The 20,633-nt window shown below is 39.3% G+C and carries 16 protein-coding genes; 14 read left to right on the forward strand and 2 right to left on the reverse strand.

Annotation, left to right across the window (positions count from 1 at the left end; genetic code table 11):
* The first annotated feature begins 223 nt into the window (after window positions 1-223).
* From V179_RS0123060 to V179_RS0123090, 5 genes are all read left to right on the forward strand, one after another.
* A complete protein-coding gene (locus tag V179_RS0123060) occupies window positions 224-1,693 on the forward strand; it encodes a S41 family peptidase (protein ID WP_034302347.1) in 1,470 nt (489 codons plus the stop codon).
* A gap of 514 nt (window positions 1,694-2,207) precedes the next feature.
* Complete coding sequence (locus tag V179_RS0123075) at window positions 2,208-3,401, forward strand: PDZ domain-containing protein (protein WP_028393565.1); 1,194 nt, start codon at window positions 2,208-2,210, stop codon at window positions 3,399-3,401.
* Between the two features lie 399 nt (window positions 3,402-3,800).
* The gene (locus tag V179_RS0123080; protein WP_028393566.1) at window positions 3,801-4,424 is read left to right on the forward strand and encodes a bifunctional transcriptional activator/DNA repair enzyme AdaA; all 624 of its coding nucleotides are present in this window, start codon (window positions 3,801-3,803) and stop codon (window positions 4,422-4,424) included.
* 1 nt (window position 4,425) lies between these two features.
* Window positions 4,426-4,959, forward strand: coding sequence for a methylated-DNA--[protein]-cysteine S-methyltransferase (locus V179_RS0123085; RefSeq protein WP_028393567.1), 534 nt, complete (start codon window positions 4,426-4,428; stop codon window positions 4,957-4,959).
* 373 nt (window positions 4,960-5,332) lie between these two features.
* Window positions 5,333-5,737: a DUF1761 domain-containing protein gene (locus V179_RS0123090; RefSeq protein ID WP_028393568.1), complete on the forward strand. Its 405-nt coding sequence runs from the start codon at window positions 5,333-5,335 to the stop codon at window positions 5,735-5,737.
* A 233-nt stretch (window positions 5,738-5,970) separates the two neighbouring features.
* Here V179_RS0123090 and V179_RS0123095 read toward each other — a convergent pair whose 3' ends face one another.
* On the reverse strand, window positions 5,971-6,639 hold the full coding sequence (locus tag V179_RS0123095; protein ID WP_028393569.1) for an FHA domain-containing protein: 669 nt from the start codon (window positions 6,637-6,639) through the stop codon (window positions 5,971-5,973).
* A 390-nt stretch (window positions 6,640-7,029) separates the two neighbouring features.
* Here V179_RS0123095 and V179_RS31210 point away from each other — a divergent pair, with 390 nt between their 5' ends.
* From V179_RS31210 to V179_RS28580, 4 genes are all read left to right on the forward strand, one after another.
* Window positions 7,030-7,200, forward strand: coding sequence for a hypothetical protein (locus tag V179_RS31210; RefSeq protein WP_161632359.1), 171 nt, complete (start codon window positions 7,030-7,032; stop codon window positions 7,198-7,200).
* A 280-nt stretch (window positions 7,201-7,480) separates the two neighbouring features.
* A complete protein-coding gene (locus V179_RS0123105; RefSeq protein WP_028393570.1) occupies window positions 7,481-8,209 on the forward strand; it encodes a hypothetical protein in 729 nt (242 codons plus the stop codon).
* A 27-nt stretch (window positions 8,210-8,236) separates the two neighbouring features.
* Window positions 8,237-8,638: a GntR family transcriptional regulator gene (locus tag V179_RS0123110; protein ID WP_028393571.1), complete on the forward strand. Its 402-nt coding sequence runs from the start codon at window positions 8,237-8,239 to the stop codon at window positions 8,636-8,638.
* Window positions 8,639-8,641: 3 nt separating this feature from the next.
* Window positions 8,642-9,571 carry an ABC transporter ATP-binding protein gene (locus V179_RS28580; RefSeq protein ID WP_051405104.1) on the forward strand — a complete coding sequence of 310 codons (930 nt, stop codon included), beginning with the start codon at window positions 8,642-8,644 and terminating at the stop codon, window positions 9,569-9,571.
* Between the two features lie 75 nt (window positions 9,572-9,646).
* On the opposite strand, the gene V179_RS0123120 is transcribed toward V179_RS28580, so the two are convergent.
* Window positions 9,647-10,180 (reverse strand): YceI family protein, encoded by a 534-nt coding sequence (locus tag V179_RS0123120; protein ID WP_028393572.1) that lies wholly within the window; start codon window positions 10,178-10,180, stop codon window positions 9,647-9,649.
* A gap of 247 nt (window positions 10,181-10,427) precedes the next feature.
* Here V179_RS0123120 and V179_RS0123125 point away from each other — a divergent pair, with 247 nt between their 5' ends.
* The 5 genes from V179_RS0123125 to V179_RS0123145 all read left to right on the forward strand — a co-directional run bounded on the left by V179_RS0123125 (window position 10,428) and on the right by V179_RS0123145 (window position 20,339).
* A complete protein-coding gene (locus tag V179_RS0123125; RefSeq protein ID WP_028393573.1) occupies window positions 10,428-12,017 on the forward strand; it encodes a catalase in 1,590 nt (529 codons plus the stop codon).
* 556 nt (window positions 12,018-12,573) lie between these two features.
* On the forward strand, window positions 12,574-12,792 hold the full coding sequence (locus V179_RS0123130) for a CsbA family protein (RefSeq protein ID WP_028393574.1): 219 nt from the start codon (window positions 12,574-12,576) through the stop codon (window positions 12,790-12,792).
* A gap of 676 nt (window positions 12,793-13,468) precedes the next feature.
* A complete protein-coding gene (gene uvrB / locus V179_RS0123135; protein WP_028393575.1) occupies window positions 13,469-15,448 on the forward strand; it encodes an excinuclease ABC subunit UvrB in 1,980 nt (659 codons plus the stop codon).
* A gap of 7 nt (window positions 15,449-15,455) precedes the next feature.
* Window positions 15,456-18,329 (forward strand): excinuclease ABC subunit UvrA, encoded by a 2,874-nt coding sequence (gene uvrA, locus V179_RS0123140; protein ID WP_028393576.1) that lies wholly within the window; start codon window positions 15,456-15,458, stop codon window positions 18,327-18,329.
* A gap of 909 nt (window positions 18,330-19,238) precedes the next feature.
* Window positions 19,239-20,339 carry a DUF4097 family beta strand repeat-containing protein gene (locus V179_RS0123145; RefSeq protein ID WP_028393577.1) on the forward strand — a complete coding sequence of 367 codons (1,101 nt, stop codon included), beginning with the start codon at window positions 19,239-19,241 and terminating at the stop codon, window positions 20,337-20,339.
* The last annotated feature ends 294 nt before the right edge of the window (window positions 20,340-20,633 follow it).

Genomic DNA, 20,633 nt, shown 5'->3' on the forward strand with positions numbered 1-20,633 from the left:
TTCGTGCGCATATCTTGTCCTTTTTTTTCATATATTGTGATATAACCTTTGTTATCCCGCTTTAACGGAAAGTAATACCCCCACCTCAAGGCTAAGAGGAATTGAAGAAGCTAAGTGGGGGGATAACTGCCCGTAAAAGCCCGATTGGTTTAACTAACAATCAGCGAGGATGAAGAAAACCCCACTGATTGAAGTTTCACTTTATAGAAAGGGATTGGCTTATATGAAAATAAGGATAGCGAAGAAGTGGACGCTTCCTGTAACGATGGTAGCATCATTAACGATCGGGGCAGCTGGCGGAGGATATGTTGCAAATCCAAATAGCGGGGTTCATCAATATTTGTGGGGCAATAAAGAGGAACATCCAGGTGAGGAGCGGGCCGCGTACGGTAATACAGAGTGGGCGAAGGTAGAGCGAGCTTATGATTTAATTTATCAACGGTATGTAGAAGAAGTGGAAGATACACAATTGGTGGAAGGGGCAATACAGGGAATGCTTTCAACCTTAAAAGATCCGTATACCGTCTATATGGATAAGGAAACAGCAAAGCAATTCGATGATGCACTTGATTCATCCTTTGACGGAATTGGAACTGAAATCGGTATGGAAGATCATAAACTCATCATTATTTCACCTTATAAAGATTCTCCTGCCGAAAAGGCTGGATTGAAGCCGAGAGACCAGATCATTAGCATCGATGGTGATTCGATTGAAGGGATGAATCTAAATGAAGCACAGTTGAAAATACGTGGTAAAAAAGGGACTGTTGTAAATCTTGAAATTAAGCGACAAGGTGTGACAAATCCAATCAAAATGGCGATCACTCGTGATGAAATTCCTCTTGATACCGTATTTTCAAGTGTGAAAAAAGAGAATGACAAAAAGATTGGCTATATTGAAATCACTTCTTTTTCCCAAAATACAGCGACTGATTTTAAAGAACAGTTAAAAGAGCTTGAGAAAGAAAAAATCAGTGCTTTAATCATAGATGTTCGTGGCAACCCGGGTGGTTTCTTGACAAGTGTGGAGAGTATTCTTGGTGAAATACTGCCGAAAGACAAGCCATATTTGCAAATTGAATATCGTTCTGGACAAACAAAAGAAGTATTTAGTGGGAATGAAAAGAAAAAAGACTATCCAATTGCTATTTTGACCGATAAAGGCAGTGCATCAGCTTCAGAGATTTTGGCTGGTGCTATGCAAGAGGTTGGTGGATATCCGCTTATTGGCGAGACGACTTTCGGTAAAGGTACAGTGCAGCAGGCGATTCCAATGGGAGATGGTAGTAATATTAAAATTACCTTATATAAATGGCTGACGCCCAATGGCAATTGGATTCATCAAAAAGGAATAGCGCCGACAATCGAAGTCCATCAACCTTCCTATTTCAATGTTCATCCATTGACTGCTGAGAAGATATTGAAACGAGATATGAACAATGAACAAATAAAAAATGCACAAGAAATTCTAACTTCATTAGGGTATAGTACCGGTAGAGTGGATGGGTATTATGATGAAAAAACTGAAATAGCTGTCAGAGCGTTTCAAAATACAAATGACTTAACAGTGAGCGGTAATATTAACAGCAAAACAGCCGCAGCATTAGAGGAAGTCGTTGCAAAAAAGAAAAAAGATGAGAAAAATGATTTGCAGCTTCGTACAGCTTTAAAATTAATGGCAAGGCACCAATAATAACGGGTAGCCCGGCTTCGGCCGGGCTATTCTCTGTGGAAAAGTGGCGGGGCTTACCTAAAATCAGCTCCACTGCCACCTTCATAAAGTGATACAGTATATAGAACCTGAACCTTATTCATCGTTGGTGAAGGAGCAGGTGTTCATAGATGGTTGGTGTGGTAGGAAAATATATGGTACGAACTTATTATGGTTACAAGGCTGAATCTAAAAAAATATTGATAGGTTCATGATGACTTTTCTACGTATTCATAGGCAGGAAGGCGATATATTTGGTAGAATAGGAGAAAGTGTAAAAAAAATTACAAATCCTTTTTCTGTGGAAAAAGGGCGGGGCTTAGCAAAATCAGCTCCGCACCGCCACCTTCATGAGGTGATACAGTTTTTAGCATCTGAACCTTTTCCGTCGCATGAGTTGGGATCAGACGCTTCATGGATGTTTTTTTTATAAACATTTCGGGTCAGAAGCCGTTTTTAACATATTATTAAGGAAGATAGAAAGGTTGCGGGTATAGTGATAGTGGATTGGATAGCTGCTTGTTGGCAAGGGATTGGCCTGTTTTTTGTGCATCCTGTTTTTTATGTGTCGATCATTCTTAGCCTGTTCGTCGGCTACTTTCGGGTGAAAAAGGAAAGACATGATTTTACGATTCGAATTAATGGTCTATTTCAGGAGCTTCGTCAGCTATTGCCTTTAGGGATTTGTCTAGGTGTAGTTCTTTCTATTTTAACGATGGGCTCTGGTCTCGTTATTCCGTTTGCTGCCATTGCTTTAATGAGCGCATTTACGATTTTGTTGTCATTGACGTTTCAGATACGCTTGCTTTCGCCAGCCTATATCGTTGGTCTTTCCTTCTTGGCGATTGTTTTTCTGGCAGGAAGAAAAGTAGACATACCTATGCTTTCAGCAGGTTTTCAAAATCTAGACAAGGCTGTGTATCCAGGTTTAGCTGTATTACTCGGTTTGTTGTTATTGGCTGAAGGAATATTGATTAGTAATGGTGGTAGTAAACGACCATCTCCCAATTTGGTCGTATCGAAGCGAGGTCAAGTAGTTGGTACATATAAAGCGAGAAAAATTTGGTTGCTACCGTTATTTATTCTTGTTCCAGGAGGCGAGTTAGCAGCACCGATTGACTGGTATCCTGTGTTTACGGTGGGCGAGCTTCATTTTACTCCGCTTGCGATTCCAATGCTAATCGGGTTTGCCAAAACCGTCCAAGGAAGCCTGCCCCAAATGGCAATACGAACAGAAGGAAGAAAAGTTACTTTCCTTGCTGTCATTGTCACAACGCTTGCCGTATGGGGTAACTGGTACCCATACCTTTCTATTGGGGCAGTTGTTCTTGCAATGCTGGGTCGTGAATGGATTCACTATTTTTCCAAGATGCAAGATCGTAAGCTTCCGTTCTACTTCTCCCAAAGTAAGCTCGGTGTCAAAATTCTTGGCGTGATTCCACATACTCCAGCGGATAAGATGGGCTTGGAAATGGGAGACATCATTTCGAAAATGAATGGATTACAAGTGAGCAATGAACATGAATTTTACAGGGCATTACAAAAAAACCGCGCACATTGTAAGATGGAAGTTATCGGCCATAACGGGCAAATTCGTTTCGTTCAACGTGCCCTTTTTGAAGGTGAGCACCACGAGTTAGGGATTCTTTTTATTGAAGAAGGACGAAAAGACCGTAGCCGGGTGGTTTAGATTTGAATTATGAACAAAAACCAGCTATTTCAGCGTAATGAATAGCTGGTTTTTTCGTGATCAGCACGGTGAAAAATCAAATTAGTGATTGGAACAAGCGACACTATATATGATCTAATAGAGGACGCCCCATAAATAAAAGGTAGCATAGGCTTTGCCACGTGGCTGATAAATCAATATTCTACTAAAAATTTTTCTGCTCCCTCATAACTCCCTGTACCCTGCAGTAGTTCTTTCATCAGTTTTCCTTCTGCAATTGTAATCCTCCATTCCGTATAAATATGTAGTTTAAGTTGTAACACGAAAATTACATAACTTATTTCACTATCTTGCTTTTACATTCTTAAAATCATAAGTTCCGTTTTAATGATGGGTATAATGGAAAGAGAGGTGAGGGAAATGACAAACAGAATCCATGATAGCCTTCAGGACGATCATCATTTGAAAGGTGAGGAATCTATGACAGCTGAAAAATGGCAGGCCATTATCGACAATGATGCAACATACAATGATCAATTTTTCTATGCAGTGAAGACGACTGGAATATTCTGTAGACCGTCATGCAAATCACGCGTTCCTAAAAAAGAAAATGTCTGTATTTTTCAGAATGCTGAGCAAGCACTACGGGCAAATTTTCGACCGTGTAAACGATGTAAACCAACTGGGGAGCGATTGCCAGATAGCGAATGGGTCGCTCTAATTACAGAATACATTGAAAAGAATTATATGGAAAAGCTGACTCTCGAAACGCTAGCTGATATGAGCCATGGGAGCCCTTATCATATGCATCGCACTTTTAAAAAGGTGAAAGGGATCACACCAATAGAATTTATCCAACAAATCAGGATAAACCAGGCAGAAAAGTATTTGCTCCATTCAGATCGAACGATTGCTGATATCGCAATGTCTGTAGGGATGCCGAACACGCCCTATTTTATAACATTATTTAAAAAGAAAACCGGACATACACCGAAAGAATATCGCAAATTAGCGAATAAGGTACATAAATCGGAGGGGATGTAAAATGGCAATAAAAAATAAAACGACGATTTATTGGACATTGCTGAAAGACAAGGATTGGAGTATTTATCTGGCTGCAACTTCGAAGGGACTTGTGTTTGTAGGCTCACAGAATCGGCCGTTTGAGGAATTATCCGTTTGGGCAGAGCGACGTTTTCCGGGAAGTTCTCTTGTTGAAGATGAAGAAAAGCTTCAACCATACTCGGCTGAACTAATCGAATATTTTGAAGGGAAAAGGAAGAGCTTTACTATTCCATTTGATTATAACGGAACTGAATTTCAGCTTGCTGTGTGGAAAGCACTCTGTGAGATTCCGTATGGGCAAACAAAATCCTACTCTGACATCGCGAATTATATCGAGAGACCAGCCGCTGTTCGAGCGGTGGGAGCAGCTATTGGAGCAAATCCCGTGTTAATTACGGTCCCATGTCATCGTGTAGTAGGCAAGAACGGATCGCTGACAGGCTATCGAGGTGGTTTGGAAATGAAAACTCAGCTTCTAGATATGGAACGTCAAGGTTCAGCCGACAATGAATGATGATCGTTATGATTAAAGCAGGGGGACTATCATGAAAAGTGAATTTTTCAACATCATTTGTAAAGGCTGTTTTCACATACTTTGTTGCTTTTCAATCATTTTTACACTAATAATCCGGGTTGATTTCCGTTGCAGGTACTCGCTTTCCGCGGGCGGTCTCAGAAGCCTCCTCAGTGCTTTGCACTTGCGGGGTCTCCCTCAACACGCTTTTCCCGCAGGAGTCTCGCACCTGTAACGAAGATCAACATCTGTTCGAATTGGTTTCTTGCTAAAAACAACAATCTTTACGAAAAAAGCCTTTGTAAAAGACGAAATTTTAGATGTCATTCCCCAGCAACCATTATATAATGAACAAAAAAGGAGGTGCTAAATTGTGGATTTAACTCAAGTGAATTATCTCGCGGTACTCATAACAACAATGATTACAATGGTACTGGGATTTTTGTGGTATTCACCCGTTTTATTTGGAAATACGTGGCTGAATCAAATTGGACTGAAAAAAGAGGAAATGTCAGGGGGGAGCCCGCTCACATATATTCTGACAGCATTAACTGCTTTAGTAGGATCCTTCGTACTAGCCTTGCTATTAACAATGATGAAAGAAACAACAATGATGTCGGGAATGATTGTTGGGTTGCTAATAGGGGTTAGTATCTCTGTGAAAATCGGCATGAATTTCTTGTTCGAGAGTAGAACAATCGGTCTATATTTCATTACGATTGGATACCATCTTGTGACGTACCTCATTGCTGGCATCATCATTGGTGCGATGCAATAACTTGTAGGAAAGTTGAAAAAACGCCATTGCCCTCAAGCTTCTACATAGATGAATAAAAAAATGAGCAGAGGATAAGGGTTTTCATGTGAAATCCTCGATCCTCTATGCAAATTAGAGGGGGGTGTCTCCTAAAGCAAAGGGATAGACCTAACACACCAACTAAAGACAGTACAAGGTATATGAAATACTACATACCAATTTAAAGTACGAGATCAGATCCTTATGGGAGAGGCTTATACCATTTCTTCTAAGTAATAGCCTTTATTTTTAATGGATTTAATAGTGTAGTGATGGCCAACTTTCTTACGTACTCGATAAATCAATGAGGAAATTTCTTCATCCGTTACGAGAGAATCTGACGCGATGTTACGCTCAGGCCAAACGGTCTGGATAATTTCTTCCTTTGTCGCAATATTGCCGATATGATTAAATAAAAGCTTAAAGCAGGTAAATTCTTTATGAGCCATTTTAATCAACTCTTTTTTTATTTGGATTGTTTGCATCGAATCATTGAGCACCGTTTTACCCGTGTTCGTTCGTTCCCCAACATAAAATTCTATCGTATCGTCATTATTTTTTTCAATCTGGAATTCAATCAGCCCACTAATTAACGTGAGTGAATCGCCTTCCTTGAATCGATATGATTTAAAGGGAGTTAATTTTTGACCATTTAATTCGGTACCGTGCTTGCTTTGCAAGTCCTCGATAAAAATTAAGCCATTTTGCAAGTAAATTTTACAATGTCGTCGAGAAACCAGCTTATTAAAAATAGGAAAGTCGATTTTTTCCTGGTTATTTGAGCGACCAACTATCATCTCACTATTTCCTTGCAGGTATTTAAAATTTGCAATTGTTTCCATTCCGATGGATTTTAATAAAACTTTGTATGATTGACTATTCACCAACGATCCCTCCTAATAAGATATCGGAAGCTCATTGAACGAGCATACTCCATCTTATTTTCTTAAAGAAAACAGAATATTCTATAAAATGTTAGAAAAATGTGATGTTTGTTACATGGTGCTCAGAAGCTCACCTATGTATAATTAAATAAATTATATTATAGTAGATTACAACTTTCTTTGAAAGGTCGTTAAGATAGAAATTTGAAAGGAATCGATTCATATGGCGTTAAAATTTCTTAGTGAAGTAAGTGGTTTAATTTTAATATGTAGCACAATCTTTTACATTTTAGTCCCGCAACCAATCACGACAATTATCTTCGCTGTAACGTGTATTCTATTTCTAACTGCAACCGTTTTTTCTAAAAATTAAACTTGGAGATTGTGTACATGATGGGAATGGAAGCGAAAAAAGGATTAAGGATTATGTTTATCGTTATTTGTTTTCTTTTGACGTTTTTATTAGTGAGACTTGCCTTTATGCAATTGATTTTGGACAAAGAACATTATGATAGATTAAGATTTTCAGAAATTGAATCTACTAGTAGTTTCGATAAATAGTCTGAGAATATTAGGAAAAGTGGTCAATCAATTTTTGAGGTAAAACCATCATTTGAATAAGTTATGATCTAACAGTTTGTAGGTGATCTGCAGGCTGTTTTTTATTTGGCCGTTAAAAGAAAGGAATTAAGCACTTGCAACTTTGTGAAACAAATATTTGGATAATGAAACACAAAAATTGATTTTTTTAACAATTGGTATTGTCAAAGTGTAAATATTATCATATAGTGTGTATATAGATATAAACACTATTACACTTAGAGAGAGGAAGGGTTCTATTATGAGTCATTCAAAACAGGCATTATGGCTCGCTTGGTTTGAAATAAAAAAGTCGATTGGAAAAGTCATCTTGCTAATGATTTTCATGTTTCTCCCATTTACAGCATTCTTGATTACCTCTTTGCACGACTACTTGGAAAAAAATATCGTGATGTTTGATTATATCTTTTTACTTGCATTTGCATTAGCCGCTGCCTGGGTACGACCAAAAGGGTTTCAACTAGATAAATTGACTGACGGAATGTATGGCTCCCCATTCTTTGTATTTTTGAATCAACTGCCTATTCAGAAGGATGTTTTAGTGAAAAGTAGATTTATTGTTTATTTTGTCTACTCTGTTCCATTCCAGCTCCTATTGCTTGTATTGCTTTATGCCTTCTCACCAGAACTAAGAGCATTTATGCCATGGTACTCGTATCTAGTGTTTTCAATTATTTGGCTGAGTTTTAATGCATATTGGGGTCTTGTTTATCCTGTAGCAGACGCAGGGGAAAAAGCAACCACCACCACCGTTGCGTTTTCGAGTATTTTGTTAGTCATAGTAGGTATGTTTGTTCCACTCATTATTGCAGTGTATACAAATTACGGAATTGTGGGTTGGACGATGTTTGCAGCAAAGCAGTGGCCAATCATTTCGTCCGCACTTTCCATAATTGCTGCACTTTATGGTCTGTCTTATTGGAAACATTCTATGAAAAAGAGAATAGATCGTAACGATTATTTCAATTAACTTGTTACAACAGGAAGGAGGAACACGATGGAGCTTCCGATTCGACTTTCTAAAGAATCACGTGTGCCGATTTATCATCAAATTGAAGCACAAATCAAAACACTCATTACGAGCGGACATCTGGCTGCAGGCTCATTATTGCCTTCCATTCGTGCACTCTCAAAAGATCTTGAAATCAGTGTTATTACGATAAGACGTGCCTATCAAGATCTTGAATACCAGGGTTTCATCAAAACCGTTCAAGGAAAAGGGACATTTGTTGCAGAGGTTGCGGAATCGATGAAAGAGAAGATTAAAGTTTCTGTGGTATATGAAGCCATGGCAAACGGAGTGGAAACTGCACTTCAACATGAATATAGCTTCGAAGAAATTGAAGGGATTTTTCAACAAATCCTTTCAATGAAAAAAAACAAGAAGAAGGAGGAATAGAAGATGCAACCATGGTTGGAAATGAAGGGGTTGAAGAAGAAGATTGATGACTTTCAACTTGGACCGATAGATTTGACCGTTCAACCAGGAACAATTACAGCCCTTGTTGGGAATAATGGAGCAGGGAAAAGTACACTTTTGAAGACCATGATGAACTTAGTAAAACCTGAAGAGGGGGTAATCCATCTTTTTGGAAAAGAGCTTGATCAATATGAAGATCATTGGAATCAGCGTATTGCTTATCAGCCCCAGTCGCTAATTGGGTGTAATGCGTTCAATGGAAAAGAGTTGATGACGTTCATCTCAAAGTGGTATCCGAAATGGGATCAAAACTTATTTATGCATCTTGTTGATTTGTTTGATATTCCGATAATGAAACGGTACGGTAAGCTGTCACCTGGTGTAAGACAGAAACTTAATCTTGCCCTATCCCTATCAAGAGATACCGAGATTATGGTCCTAGATGAACCGACTGCTCAAATGGATATACCGGCTAAACAAATGCTGATGGACGTGTTAGTTGAATGGATGGAACGGGAAGACAAAGCCTTAATTATTGCCACCCACCAAGTGGAGGACATTCGTAAACTCGCAGACTATGTGGTCATTATGAAGAACGGGAAAATGATCGGACAATTTTTAAAAGAAGAACTAACGACACAATACAAGCGCTACTGGATGGAACAGCCGCTCTCATTTGAATTTGTACCAGGAGAAATTACTCGCAAAGGTGATCGATTGATTACAACTAGTCGTTCTAACGAAGCGGAGCGTTATTTTTTACAAGAAAAACTGACATGGATTGAATCCGAGTCAATGGAGCTAGAAGAAATTATTACTGTATTGCTGGGAGATCATGGGGAACGAAATTTTGATAGGCAAAATGGCCATTTTGATCGTGCGGAAAAAATACAACACCTCAAGAAAGACTAAAATGATTGAGATAGTAGGAAAGATTGAGAAAGACCTTCCGTGTTACAGGAAGGTCTTTTCTCGTGAATAAAATAATTAAGCTTGCTTCACAGCTTGAATGTCAAAGTTTAATGTGATTTGGTCGCCAACAAGTACGCCACCAGTTTCAAGGGCAGTATTCCAAGTTAAGCCGTAATCACTGCGTTTCACTTTACCAGATCCGCTAAATCCTGCTTTATCATTGCCCCATGGATCTTTTGCTTCACCTTCAAATGTAACTTGGAATGTTTCTTCACGAGTAACGCCGTGCAATGATACATCTCCGGTAAGTTCATATTCATTATCCCCAGTTTTGGTGATTTTTTTCGATGTAACCGTTAATGTTGGATATGTTTCAACATCAAAAAAGTCAGCAGAACGAAGGTGATTATCACGGTCTTCGCTTCGTGTATCAACACTTGCAACATCGACTGTGAAAGTGATATTTGCCGTTGTTAAATCGGCTGGATCAGCTTCGATTGCTGCATCGAATTGATTGAAAGAACCTTTCACTTTAGAAATCATCATATGTTTAACAGAGAATGCTACTTCACTATGGCTTACGTCAATTGCCCACTTCGTTTTTGTCATGAGAAAATTCCTCCCCAATATATTATCGTGAAATTATATGCCTTTAATTCGAGATAACTTAATACAAGATAAATTATAAATTCAAATTATTGGATTGTCAATGGGATTTACAAAAAACTTACAAATCCTTCAAATTAAATCTTTACTATGAAAATAAAAAAGGGTTTTTATAAAAATATCATAACTTGGAATTATTTACTGGTAAAAGGGGAAGGTAGATAGTAGTTCATTTTTGAGGAGGAAGAGTGTGGGAAACAATCAATCAAATGATCCAAATCAAACGGAAGATGTCTTAACGAATCGTCAAGGGCACCCAGTAACGAATAATCAAAGTATGAGAACGGTTGGCAATCGTGGACCGACGACATTAGAAAATTATGATTTCATTGAGAAAATAAGCCACTTTGACAGGGAGAGAATTCCAGAACGGGTCGTACATGGTCGTGGTGCCGGTGCTCATGGCTATTTTGAAGCATATGGAAAAGCGGGAGATGAACCTGTTTCGAAGTATACTCGAGCTAAGCTTTTCCAAGAGGCAGGAAAACAAACGCCTGTTTTTGTTCGCTTTTCTACAGTGATCCATGGAACACATTCTCCGGAAACATTACGTGACCCACGCGGCTTTGCGGTGAAGTTTTATACCGAAGATGGCAATTGGGATTTGGTTGGGAACAATTTGAAAATCTTCTTTATTCGTGATGCGATTAAATTTCCCGATATGATTCATGCTTTTAAGCCAGATCCAATTACGAATATACAGGATAATGAACGATTTTTTGATTTTTGCTGTAATTCACCAGAATCCTTTCACATGGTCACCTTCGTCTTCTCACCTTGGGGGATTCCAGCGAATTATCGCATGATGCAAGGGTCAGGGGTTAATACGTATAAGTGGGTGAACAGTGAGGGTGAAGCTGTTCTTGTCAAATACCATTGGGAACCTAAACAAGGGATAAAAAATTTAAAGCAAAAAGAAGCAGAAGAAATTCAAGCGAAGAACTTCAACCACGCTACCCAGGACTTGTATGAGGCAATTGAAAACGGTGAATATCCTGAATGGGAGCTGCTTGTCCAAGTGATGAGCGATGACGATCATCCTGAATTGGATTTTGATCCGTTAGATGATACGAAGTTATGGCCTGAAGACCAGTTCCCGTGGCTTGCGGTTGGGAAAATGGTGCTGAACAAAAATCCAGAAGATTATTTTACTGAAGTAGAGCAGGCCGCATTTGGAACAGGTGTCTTGGTAGATGGTCTTGATTTTTCGGACGATAAGATGCTTCAGGGCAGAACATTCTCCTACTCTGATACGCAGCGTCATCGTGTCGGCGCTAACTATTTACAGCTGCCCATTAATGCACCTAAGAAAAGGGTAGCGACAAATCAACGCGGTGGTCAAATGCAATATCGAGTGGATCTAGGCGGAAATCAGAACCCGCATATCAATTACGAACCTTCCCTTCTTGGCGGCTTGAAAGAAGCGAAGCAAGAAGGCAAAGAATATACCCCTTATATTGAAGGGAAATTAGTGAGAGAATCCATTGATCGCCAAAACAATACGAAACAAGCCGGTGAAACGTATCGCATGTTTGAGGACTGGGAGAAGGATGAACTAATCTCTAACCTTGTTTCAGGACTTGCACCAGTAGACAGTCGAATCCAAGCCAAAATGATTGCATTGGCGGAAGAAGCAGATGAAGAATACGGCCGCCGTCTACGAGAAGGCTTGGCAAATGCGCCAAAAGGTGGATCGAGTCAAAAGCCTCTTGGCAATAAAGATGGAGAAAAGGCTCCCGAACAAGCAATTGAAAAGGGACATGACGCAGAGCCTTACTAATGCGGACAGACTAAGACATATTGTTCAAGGTTCATCCCCATTAACGGACAGTACCCCTTACTGATTGATTCACTTTATAGTTTTGCCTACATCTAGTTTTGAACTGAAACTCTTAAGGGTCAGACTGTGCACTTTAAATCAGTATGTCGTGTTTTATACACGTTACTTTACTGTATTTAGTTGTTGCAGTGTCTGACCCTTTCTTTTGGAGCACTCCTTTTTTAAATTTTTGGCTATGTTGAAGCGCGTTGTTGATTGGAACGAACGCCATACGTTCCAATCAACAGGCAAGTTTTACAGAGTCTAATTTGTAAATATCATTTATTTGCAATGAATCCCGCATGAATGGGCAGTACAACTCCACTTCAAGGTTTAGGGGAATCGAAGAAGCATAGGTGGGGGGTTGAAGAAAACCCCACTGGTTGAAGTTTCATTTTATCAAGCGGTTTAAATCGTAAACAAATGGATTTTATCTGATAAATGAATTAAACTGAAACTACTTAATTAGTAAATGGGCTTTGCTGTAAATTACAGTGGACTGTAAGGAGATGGAAGAATGGTTAAGTTTTTATCTGCTCTAATCGTTCCCGGCTTACTTGTTATCTTATTTTCAAGAGTGACGTTTAATCGTTATGTCGGACTTGCATTGACGGTTGCATTAATTGCAGCATCGGCATATAAAGGTTACACACATACATGGATTTTAATTATCATAGATGCGTTTTCATTAACAGTCGGTTTTTGGTATTCAACGAAAATGTTAAAACGAATATAGCATGAAGGAAGAATAGTATACTGCAATCTTCAATATTATTTCTATTATTCTATCTACATAAACACATGGTGCAAATCGAGCCATGTGTTTTTTGTAATGGCTAATCTCTCTGATAGTAGAGCTTTTAGTTGACTACATTTACATTTTCCTTTTTGTATGAAGACATGGGGACGGGGCTGCGCGACTTATTAATATAGCCTATCTACTACATTTATGCATACTTTTTTAAGTAAATCCGGATCCGCACCGCCACCATTGTGATTAGGCGTGTGTAGCGTGCTATAGGATGAATTCTAAATGCTGAATATTGGAATTTAAGCGCCGTATTCGTTTTGTATTGTCGAAAATCTGTCGAATGAACGTTCGCTTATTATTGGTTTCTTCGTTGTCCTTTGTGGTAGAATGTGTATAGAATGCTTCAATAAAGGGCTATAAATAGATATGAATGTTTTAGACAAAAGCCTAACGGTGAAAGTAGATAAATCCATAATAGACAAGAAATATTTATCCCGCTTTAACGGGCAGTAAACCCCCACCCAAGGCTTAGAGGAATCGAGGAAGCTTAGGTTGGGGGATAACTGCCCGTAAAAGCCCGATTGGTTCAAAGACAATCAGTGGGGGATGAAGAAAACGCCCACTGATTGAAGTTGCACTTTATAGAATGGAGGATTGCTTAGTGAAGGATCAATTTGAGATAGTCTCCAATTATTCGCCACAAGGAGATCAGCCTGCTGCCATTAAGGAATTAGTAGAAGGAATTGAAAGTGAGAAACGGTATCAGACATTGCTAGGGGCAACTGGAACGGGAAAAACATTTACCATTTCAAATGTCATTAAAGAAGTTAATAAGCCAACATTAGTCATTGCTCATAACAAGACGCTCGCAGGGCAATTGTATAGTGAGTTCAAGGAATTTTTCCCGAATAACGCTGTCGGCTATTTTGTTAGTTACTATGATTACTATCAACCAGAAGCCTATGTTCCATCTACGGATACATATATTGAAAAAGATGCGAGCATTAATGATGAAATTGACAAACTGCGTCACTCGGCTACATCTGCGCTATTTGAACGTCAAGACGTCATTATTATCGCTAGTGTCTCATGTATTTTCGGTCTCGGTTCTCCAGAAGAATATCGAGAAATGGTTGTCTCCCTCCGCACAGGTATGGAGATTGATCGAAATAAACTGCTACATAAATTAGTAGATATTCAATATGAACGAAATGATATAGACTTCCACCGTGGGACTTTCCGAGTACGGGGGGATGTGGTTGAGATATTCCCAGCTTCTCGTGATGAACACTGTGTTCGTGTGGAGTTTTTTGGTGATGAAATCGATCGAATACGGGAAGTGGATGCGTTAACGGGAGAAATTACGGCTGAACGGGATCATATTGCGATATTCCCAGCTTCCCATTTCGTTACACGTGAAGAGAAAATGAAGGTAGCGATTGATAATATAGAGAAAGAACTAGAAGAATGGTTAGTCGTGCTGCGCAATGAAGATAAACTGTTAGAAGCTCAACGCCTGGAACAGCGTACAAGGTATGATCTGGAAATGATGCGTGAAATGGGATTTTGTTCAGGGATTGAGAACTATTCTAGACATTTAACATTGAAGCCTCCTGGGGCAACACCTTATACATTGATTGACTATTTCCCTAAGGATTTTCTACTTGTTATTGATGAATCACATGTTACTTTGCCGCAAATCCGCGGAATGTATAACGGAGATCAGGCGAGGAAGCAAGTGCTGGTGGATCATGGTTTCAGGATGCCTTCTGCCAAGGATAACAGACCGCTTCGATTCGAAGAGTTTGAGGAGAAAGTCCATCAAGCCGTTTTTGTATCCGCTACGCCGGGACCGTTTGAATTGGAACATACACCTGAAATGGTTGAGCAAATTATTAGACCGACTGGTTTATTAGACCCGAATATTGAAGTGAGACCAATTGAGGGTCAAATTGATGACTTAATCGGTGAAATTCAGGATCGAATCAAACGAAACGAGCGCGTACTTATCACAACTTTGACGAAAAAAATGTCTGAAGATTTAACGGATTATTTAAAAGAAATTGGAATTAAGGTTCAGTACCTCCATTCTGAGGTAAAGACTTTAGAACGAATTGAAATTATTCGTGAACTACGAATGGGCAAATATGATGTACTAGTCGGAATTAACTTGTTACGAGAAGGTCTCGACATTCCTGAAGTATCATTGGTTGCGATATTGGATGCCGATAAAGAAGGATTCTTGCGTTCTGAGCGTTCGCTTATCCAAACGATTGGCCGTGCCGCTCGGAATTCCAATGGTCATGTAATTATGTATGCGGATCGCATAACGAATTCGATGGAATTGGCCATTAGTGAAACTAAGCGGCGCCGAGAAATTCAAGAGCAGTATAATAAAGAACATAATATTACTCCAAAAACTATTCAAAAAGAGGTTCGTGGTTCCATTCGCGTGACTCATGCAGCAGAAGATACGGAGACATATGATGTAGCACCTAGTTTCACTAAAATGACGAAACAGGAGCGAGAGCAACTAATTATGAACACGGAGAAGGAAATGAAAGAAGCAGCTAAAGCCCTCGATTTCGAACGGGCAGCACAGCTTCGTGATCTTTTAATCGAGCTGAAAGTGGAAGGGTGACAAGACAATGGCATTGGAAAAAATCACGGTTATTGGCGCTAGAGCCAATAACCTAAAGAATATTGACGTCACAATCCCCAGAGACAAGCTTGTCGTCCTTACGGGATTGTCGGGATCAGGGAAGTCATCGCTTGCATTTGATACGATATATGCGGAAGGGCAACGGCGCTATGTTGAGTCGCTTTCTGCTTACGCCAGACAATTTTTAGGACAAATGGATAAGCCAGATGTGGATTCAATTGAAGGCCTTTCACCGGCCATATCAATCGATCAGAAAACTACAAGCCGTAATCCGCGTTCAACAGTTGGAACTGTAACGGAAATCTACGATTATTTACGTTTACTTTACGCACGAATCGGTAGACCAACATGTCCTAATCACGGCATTGAAATATCCTCACAAACGATTGAACAAATGGTGGACCGGATTTTAGAATACCCTGAACGGACAAAAATGCAAGTCCTTGCGCCCGTTGTCTCAGGAAGAAAAGGGACACACACCAAAGTGTTGGAAGATATTAAAAAGCAAGGATATGTCAGAGTTCGCGTAGATGGCGAGATTTTAGACGTAGGGGAAGACATCATTCTTGAAAAAAATAAGAAACACTCGATTGAGGTCATTATCGACCGTATCGTTATTAAAGATGGGATAGCAGCGCGCCTTGCAGACTCAATGGAAAGTGCTTTAAAGCTAGGTGACGGAAAAGTATTGATAGATATTAATGGGGAAGAGGAGCTTTTGTTTAGTGAACATCATGCTTGCCCTTATTGTGGGTTCTCTGTAGAAGAACTGGAGCCGCGCATGTTTTCTTTTAACAGCCCATTTGGTGCCTGTCCAGATTGCGACGGCCTTGGTACGAAACTTGAAGTCGATCAACAGCTCGTCATTCCAAATGATGAATTAACGTTAAACCAAAATGCGCTTGCGCCTTGGGAATCAACTAGTTCGCAATATTATCCCCAACTATTGAAAGCTATAGCTGATCATTATGGAATTGATATGGATATACCAGTTAAAGACCTATCGACAGGTTTGTTGGATAAGATTTTATATGGTTCTGGAAAAGAAAAAATTTACTTCCGTTATGAAAATGACTACGGTAGATTGCACGAAAGCTATATCGCTTTCGAAGGTGTTTTGAATAACGTGGAACGTCGCTTTAAAGAAACAAGTTCAGACTATGTCCGCGATCAGATGGAAAAGTATATGGCTCAACATGCTTGTCCAACGTGTAAAGGACAAAGACTGAAGAAGGAAAGCCTATCTGTTCTCATCCAAAACAAAACGATTAGTGAAACAACTGCTTATTCGATTGAAGAGGCCGTCCAGTTTTTCGAACATCTGGATTTATCAGAAAAAGAACAAGCAATTGCTCAATTAATTTTGCGTGAAATTCAAGAGCGGTTAGGTTTTCTTGCCAATGTTGGCTTGGAATATTTAACTTTAAGCAGAGCGGCAGGAACGCTATCTGGTGGGGAGGCTCAGCGAATCAGGCTAGCCACTCAGATTGGCTCCCGTTTAACGGGTGTTCTATATATTTTGGATGAACCATCAATCGGTCTCCATCAAAGAGACAATGATCGTCTTATTGAAACACTGAAGAATATGCGTGAAATTGGCAATACGCTGATCGTAGTTGAACATGACGAAGATACGATGCTTGCTGCAGATTATTTGATTGATGTAGGACCAGGAGCAGGAGCACACGGAGGGAAAATTGTTTCTGCAGGTACGCCACAGGAAGTCATGAATGATCCTGATTCATTAACTGGGCAGTATTTGTCAGGGAAAAAATTTATTCCGTTACCACTAGAACGTCGTAAAAGTGATGGTCGTTATATTGAAATCAAAGGAGCGAAAGAAAACAATCTCAAAAATGTGAATGTGAAATTTCCCCTTGGTACATTTACAGCTGTTACTGGTGTCTCGGGTTCTGGGAAAAGTACGTTAGTTAATGAGATTCTACATAAATCATTAGCACAAAAACTGAACCGTGCAAAAGCTCGTCCGGGCTCTTTTCGGGAAATCAAAGGTGTTGATCATCTTGATAAGGTCATCGATATTGATCAGTCACCAATTGGAAGAACGCCGCGTTCAAACCCCGCTACATATACAGGGGCATTTGATGATATTCGGGATGTGTTTGCCACAACGAATGAAGCGAAAATTCGCGGCTATAAAAAAGGTCGTTTTAGTTTTAATGTCAAAGGTGGTCGCTGTGAAGCTTGTCGTGGCGATGGAATCATTAAAATTGAAATGCATTTCTTACCTGATGTGTACGTGCCTTGTGAAGTGTGTCATGGAAAGCGGTATAATCGTGAAACATTGGAAGTGAAATATAAAGGCAAAAATATTGCTGATATTCTAGAGTTGACGGTAGAAGAAGCGGTTGAATTTTTTGAGAATATCCCAAAAATCAATAGAAAACTCCAAACAATTCAAGATGTTGGCTTGGGTTATATTAAACTTGGTCAGCCAGCAACCACACTTTCCGGTGGAGAAGCACAGCGGGTAAAGTTAGCTTCTGAACTTCATCGTCGTTCAAATGGCCGTTCCTTCTATATTCTTGATGAACCAACAACGGGTCTTCATGTTGATGATATCGCAAGGCTTCTTGAAGTCCTTCAGCGCCTCGTTGAAAACGGTGATACTGTTCTTGTCATCGAACATAATCTAGATGTCATTAAATCCGCTGATTATTTGGTCGACCTTGGTCCTGAGGGTGGAGATAAAGGCGGAACGATTATCGCAACAGGTACACCTGAACAAATCGCTGAGGCAGAAGGGTCTTATACAGGAAAATATCTAAAACCTATTCTTGAAAGAGACCGTATCAGAATGGAAAAGAGAATCAAAGAAAAAGAGCATGAACATGTATAAGGATGTCCGATAAAGTGAAACTTCAATCAGTGGGGATTTTCCACTGATTGTTAGTCCCGTTCTACTGTCGCTAAGATCTTCGCTTCCGCTACGATCAATCGACAGTACGAACCCAATTGGTTCAACTAAACCGCTGAAGAACCCAGCGGTAAGTTTCACTGTATCTCACCAATCGGGCTTTTACGGGCAGTTGACCCCCACTTGGGTGGGGGTCAACTGCCCGTTAATGCGGGATAATGCAAGGGTCAGACTGAGCAACTCACATACAGTTAAAATGAAGTGAAAGTAACACAAAAACTGTAAAGTGAGTGCTAGGTCAGACCCTTTTTGGGTATCGTTGAATCATAATAAGAAGAATTTTGTAGAATAGCGCTTAATCAAATGATTGATTAAATGGAGTGTGGAAATGTAGTCTCTAATGACATCTGATGTGAAATTAGATGTTTTTTATGTCGTTTGAAATTGTCGAATGTATAGTAGAGGTTTCGGAAATGTTTGAAGTCTTGTTTTTTGTCCTTAATCAATCGATTGATTAAAATGGAGGAGACAAAGTATTGCAAGGGATATATGAGGTATAAATTGGTGAATATTTTGACGGTCTGAAAGGATGAGCTTTGCAGAAATTTACGATAACACGGCTTAATCAAACGATTGATTAAAATGGATGCAAACCTGCATTTCTATGGACATACTGCGTTAGATTCGCTGATTATTATGTCGTTTGAAATTATTGGAGTTAAATTTTGTAAGTGATGAAACTTTCATGAATAGTAGGCGTATTAATAAGTAAGTGTGCTTTTATTTTTTTGGACTCAAAATACTAACTCATTGCTTCCATAACATTCACAATAAGAGAGAAAATCGAGAAAACCCTGTGAAAAAAATAGATTGAAATTGGAGGGAAAAGGAATGAATGAAGAAAAAAAGCGAATTCTACAAATGGTTCAAGATGGGAAACTATCTACGGATGAAGCTTTAAAGATTTTAGAAGAACTAGATCAGGCGAGTAAAGAATCGGAGAAGAAAGAACAAGTACTAGTCAATGAATTATCGACAGTTGTTCTTGATAAAGAAGGTACCGATAAACAACAAGATTATTTTAATAAAAAAATCAGCTCTTCCAAAGAGAAAATCTTTGATTTCGTAGAGAGTGCCGTGAAAAAAATCAAAGAATCGGATTTAGATCTCAATTTTGGTACTTCGCATGAGATTTCACATATTTTTACCCATGATCAAACGCCCCTTAAAGAAATTGAGATAGATATTGCAAATGGCAAGACGAAAGTAATCCCGTGGTCGAATAATGAAATTAGAATTGAATGTCAAGCGAAGGTTTATCGTGGCGCGATGCAGGATGAAGCAAGAGAAGCGCTATTAAAAGAAGTCCATTTTTTAGTAGAAGATGAAAAATTACGTTTCCATTTATTGCAGAAATTTATAAAAGCGGATGTCACTTTGTACATCCCTAATAAAGAGTATGAAGAAGTGTATATCCGTATGTTTAACGGTTCTATCTCTGGAGAGTCTTTAAAAGCAGATCATTTTAAAGTGAAGACTGCCAATGGAAAAATAGCCATTGAAGACGTGACAGGAAAAAAACTAAATGCTGAAACGGGAAATGGGAATATATCGATACGTCAAGCAACTATAGAAAAAATCGAAACAGAAACATTAAATGGTTCGATACATGTAGATGGAATCTATAAAAATCTTGATGCTCAATCATTTTCTGGTCAAGTGACTTGCCGTGTGGATGAACAAAATTGTGAGTATATTTCAGCCAAAACAGTGACTGGAAAGCTTGATGTAATCTTGCCTACAGGAATGTCAGTAGAAGGTGAGTTGAAATCGAATCTTGGTAACTTCAATGTAAACTTAGATGGCATTCAAATTATTGAAGAGAAAAATGATGTCATTCAAAAAGTGTTGAGATTTAAGACGACAAAGGATGTTGTTCCAGTTCTACACTTGTTTGCTGATACGAAAACTGGTGGCATTTCAGTATCGTAAAGATTTATCCAGCATTAACTGCCCGTAAAAACAAACCCGATTGGAACTTGCCTCTTGTGGTTTTCAAAGGCGAATTTGCGCCCATAGAATGTGGGCTGCAGACGAAGACATAGGATGCGGTGTACTTAGTCTTTGATTTGTTGGATCTTAGCAACACTAACAATCAGTGGGGATGAAGAACACTGAAGATTGAAGTTTCACTTTATTACGGTTAAAAAGGAAACAAGAGGATGTCCCAAGGGTAGGCCACGCGCTATATACACTGTTCAAAGTGGTACTTACGTTTATTTGAAC

The organism is Bacillus cihuensis (assembly GCF_000504145.1).
Lineage (GTDB): Bacteria > Bacillota > Bacilli > Bacillales > DSM-1321 > Peribacillus > Peribacillus huizhouensis.

What these genes read in the sequence shown, in the direction of transcription:
- V179_RS0123060 (WP_034302347.1), top strand. Translation starts at nt 224, where the DNA reads ATGAAAATAAGGATAGCGAAGAAGTGGACGCTTCCTGTAACGATGGTA.
- V179_RS0123080 (WP_028393566.1), top strand. Translation starts at nt 3,801, where the DNA reads ATGACAAACAGAATCCATGATAGCCTTCAGGACGATCATCATTTGAAA.
- V179_RS0123085 (WP_028393567.1), top strand. Translation starts at nt 4,426, where the DNA reads ATGGCAATAAAAAATAAAACGACGATTTATTGGACATTGCTGAAAGAC.
- V179_RS31210 (WP_161632359.1), top strand. Translation starts at nt 7,030, where the DNA reads ATGATGGGAATGGAAGCGAAAAAAGGATTAAGGATTATGTTTATCGTT.
- V179_RS0123105 (WP_028393570.1), top strand. Translation starts at nt 7,481, where the DNA reads ATGAGTCATTCAAAACAGGCATTATGGCTCGCTTGGTTTGAAATAAAA.
- V179_RS0123110 (WP_028393571.1), top strand. Translation starts at nt 8,237, where the DNA reads ATGGAGCTTCCGATTCGACTTTCTAAAGAATCACGTGTGCCGATTTAT.
- V179_RS28580 (WP_051405104.1), top strand. Translation starts at nt 8,642, where the DNA reads ATGCAACCATGGTTGGAAATGAAGGGGTTGAAGAAGAAGATTGATGAC.
- V179_RS0123120 (WP_028393572.1), bottom strand. Translation starts at nt 10,180, where the DNA reads ATGACAAAAACGAAGTGGGCAATTGACGTAAGCCATAGTGAAGTAGCA.
- V179_RS0123130 (WP_028393574.1), top strand. Translation starts at nt 12,574, where the DNA reads ATGGTTAAGTTTTTATCTGCTCTAATCGTTCCCGGCTTACTTGTTATC.
- uvrA (WP_028393576.1), top strand. Translation starts at nt 15,456, where the DNA reads ATGGCATTGGAAAAAATCACGGTTATTGGCGCTAGAGCCAATAACCTA.
- V179_RS0123145 (WP_028393577.1), top strand. Translation starts at nt 19,239, where the DNA reads ATGAATGAAGAAAAAAAGCGAATTCTACAAATGGTTCAAGATGGGAAA.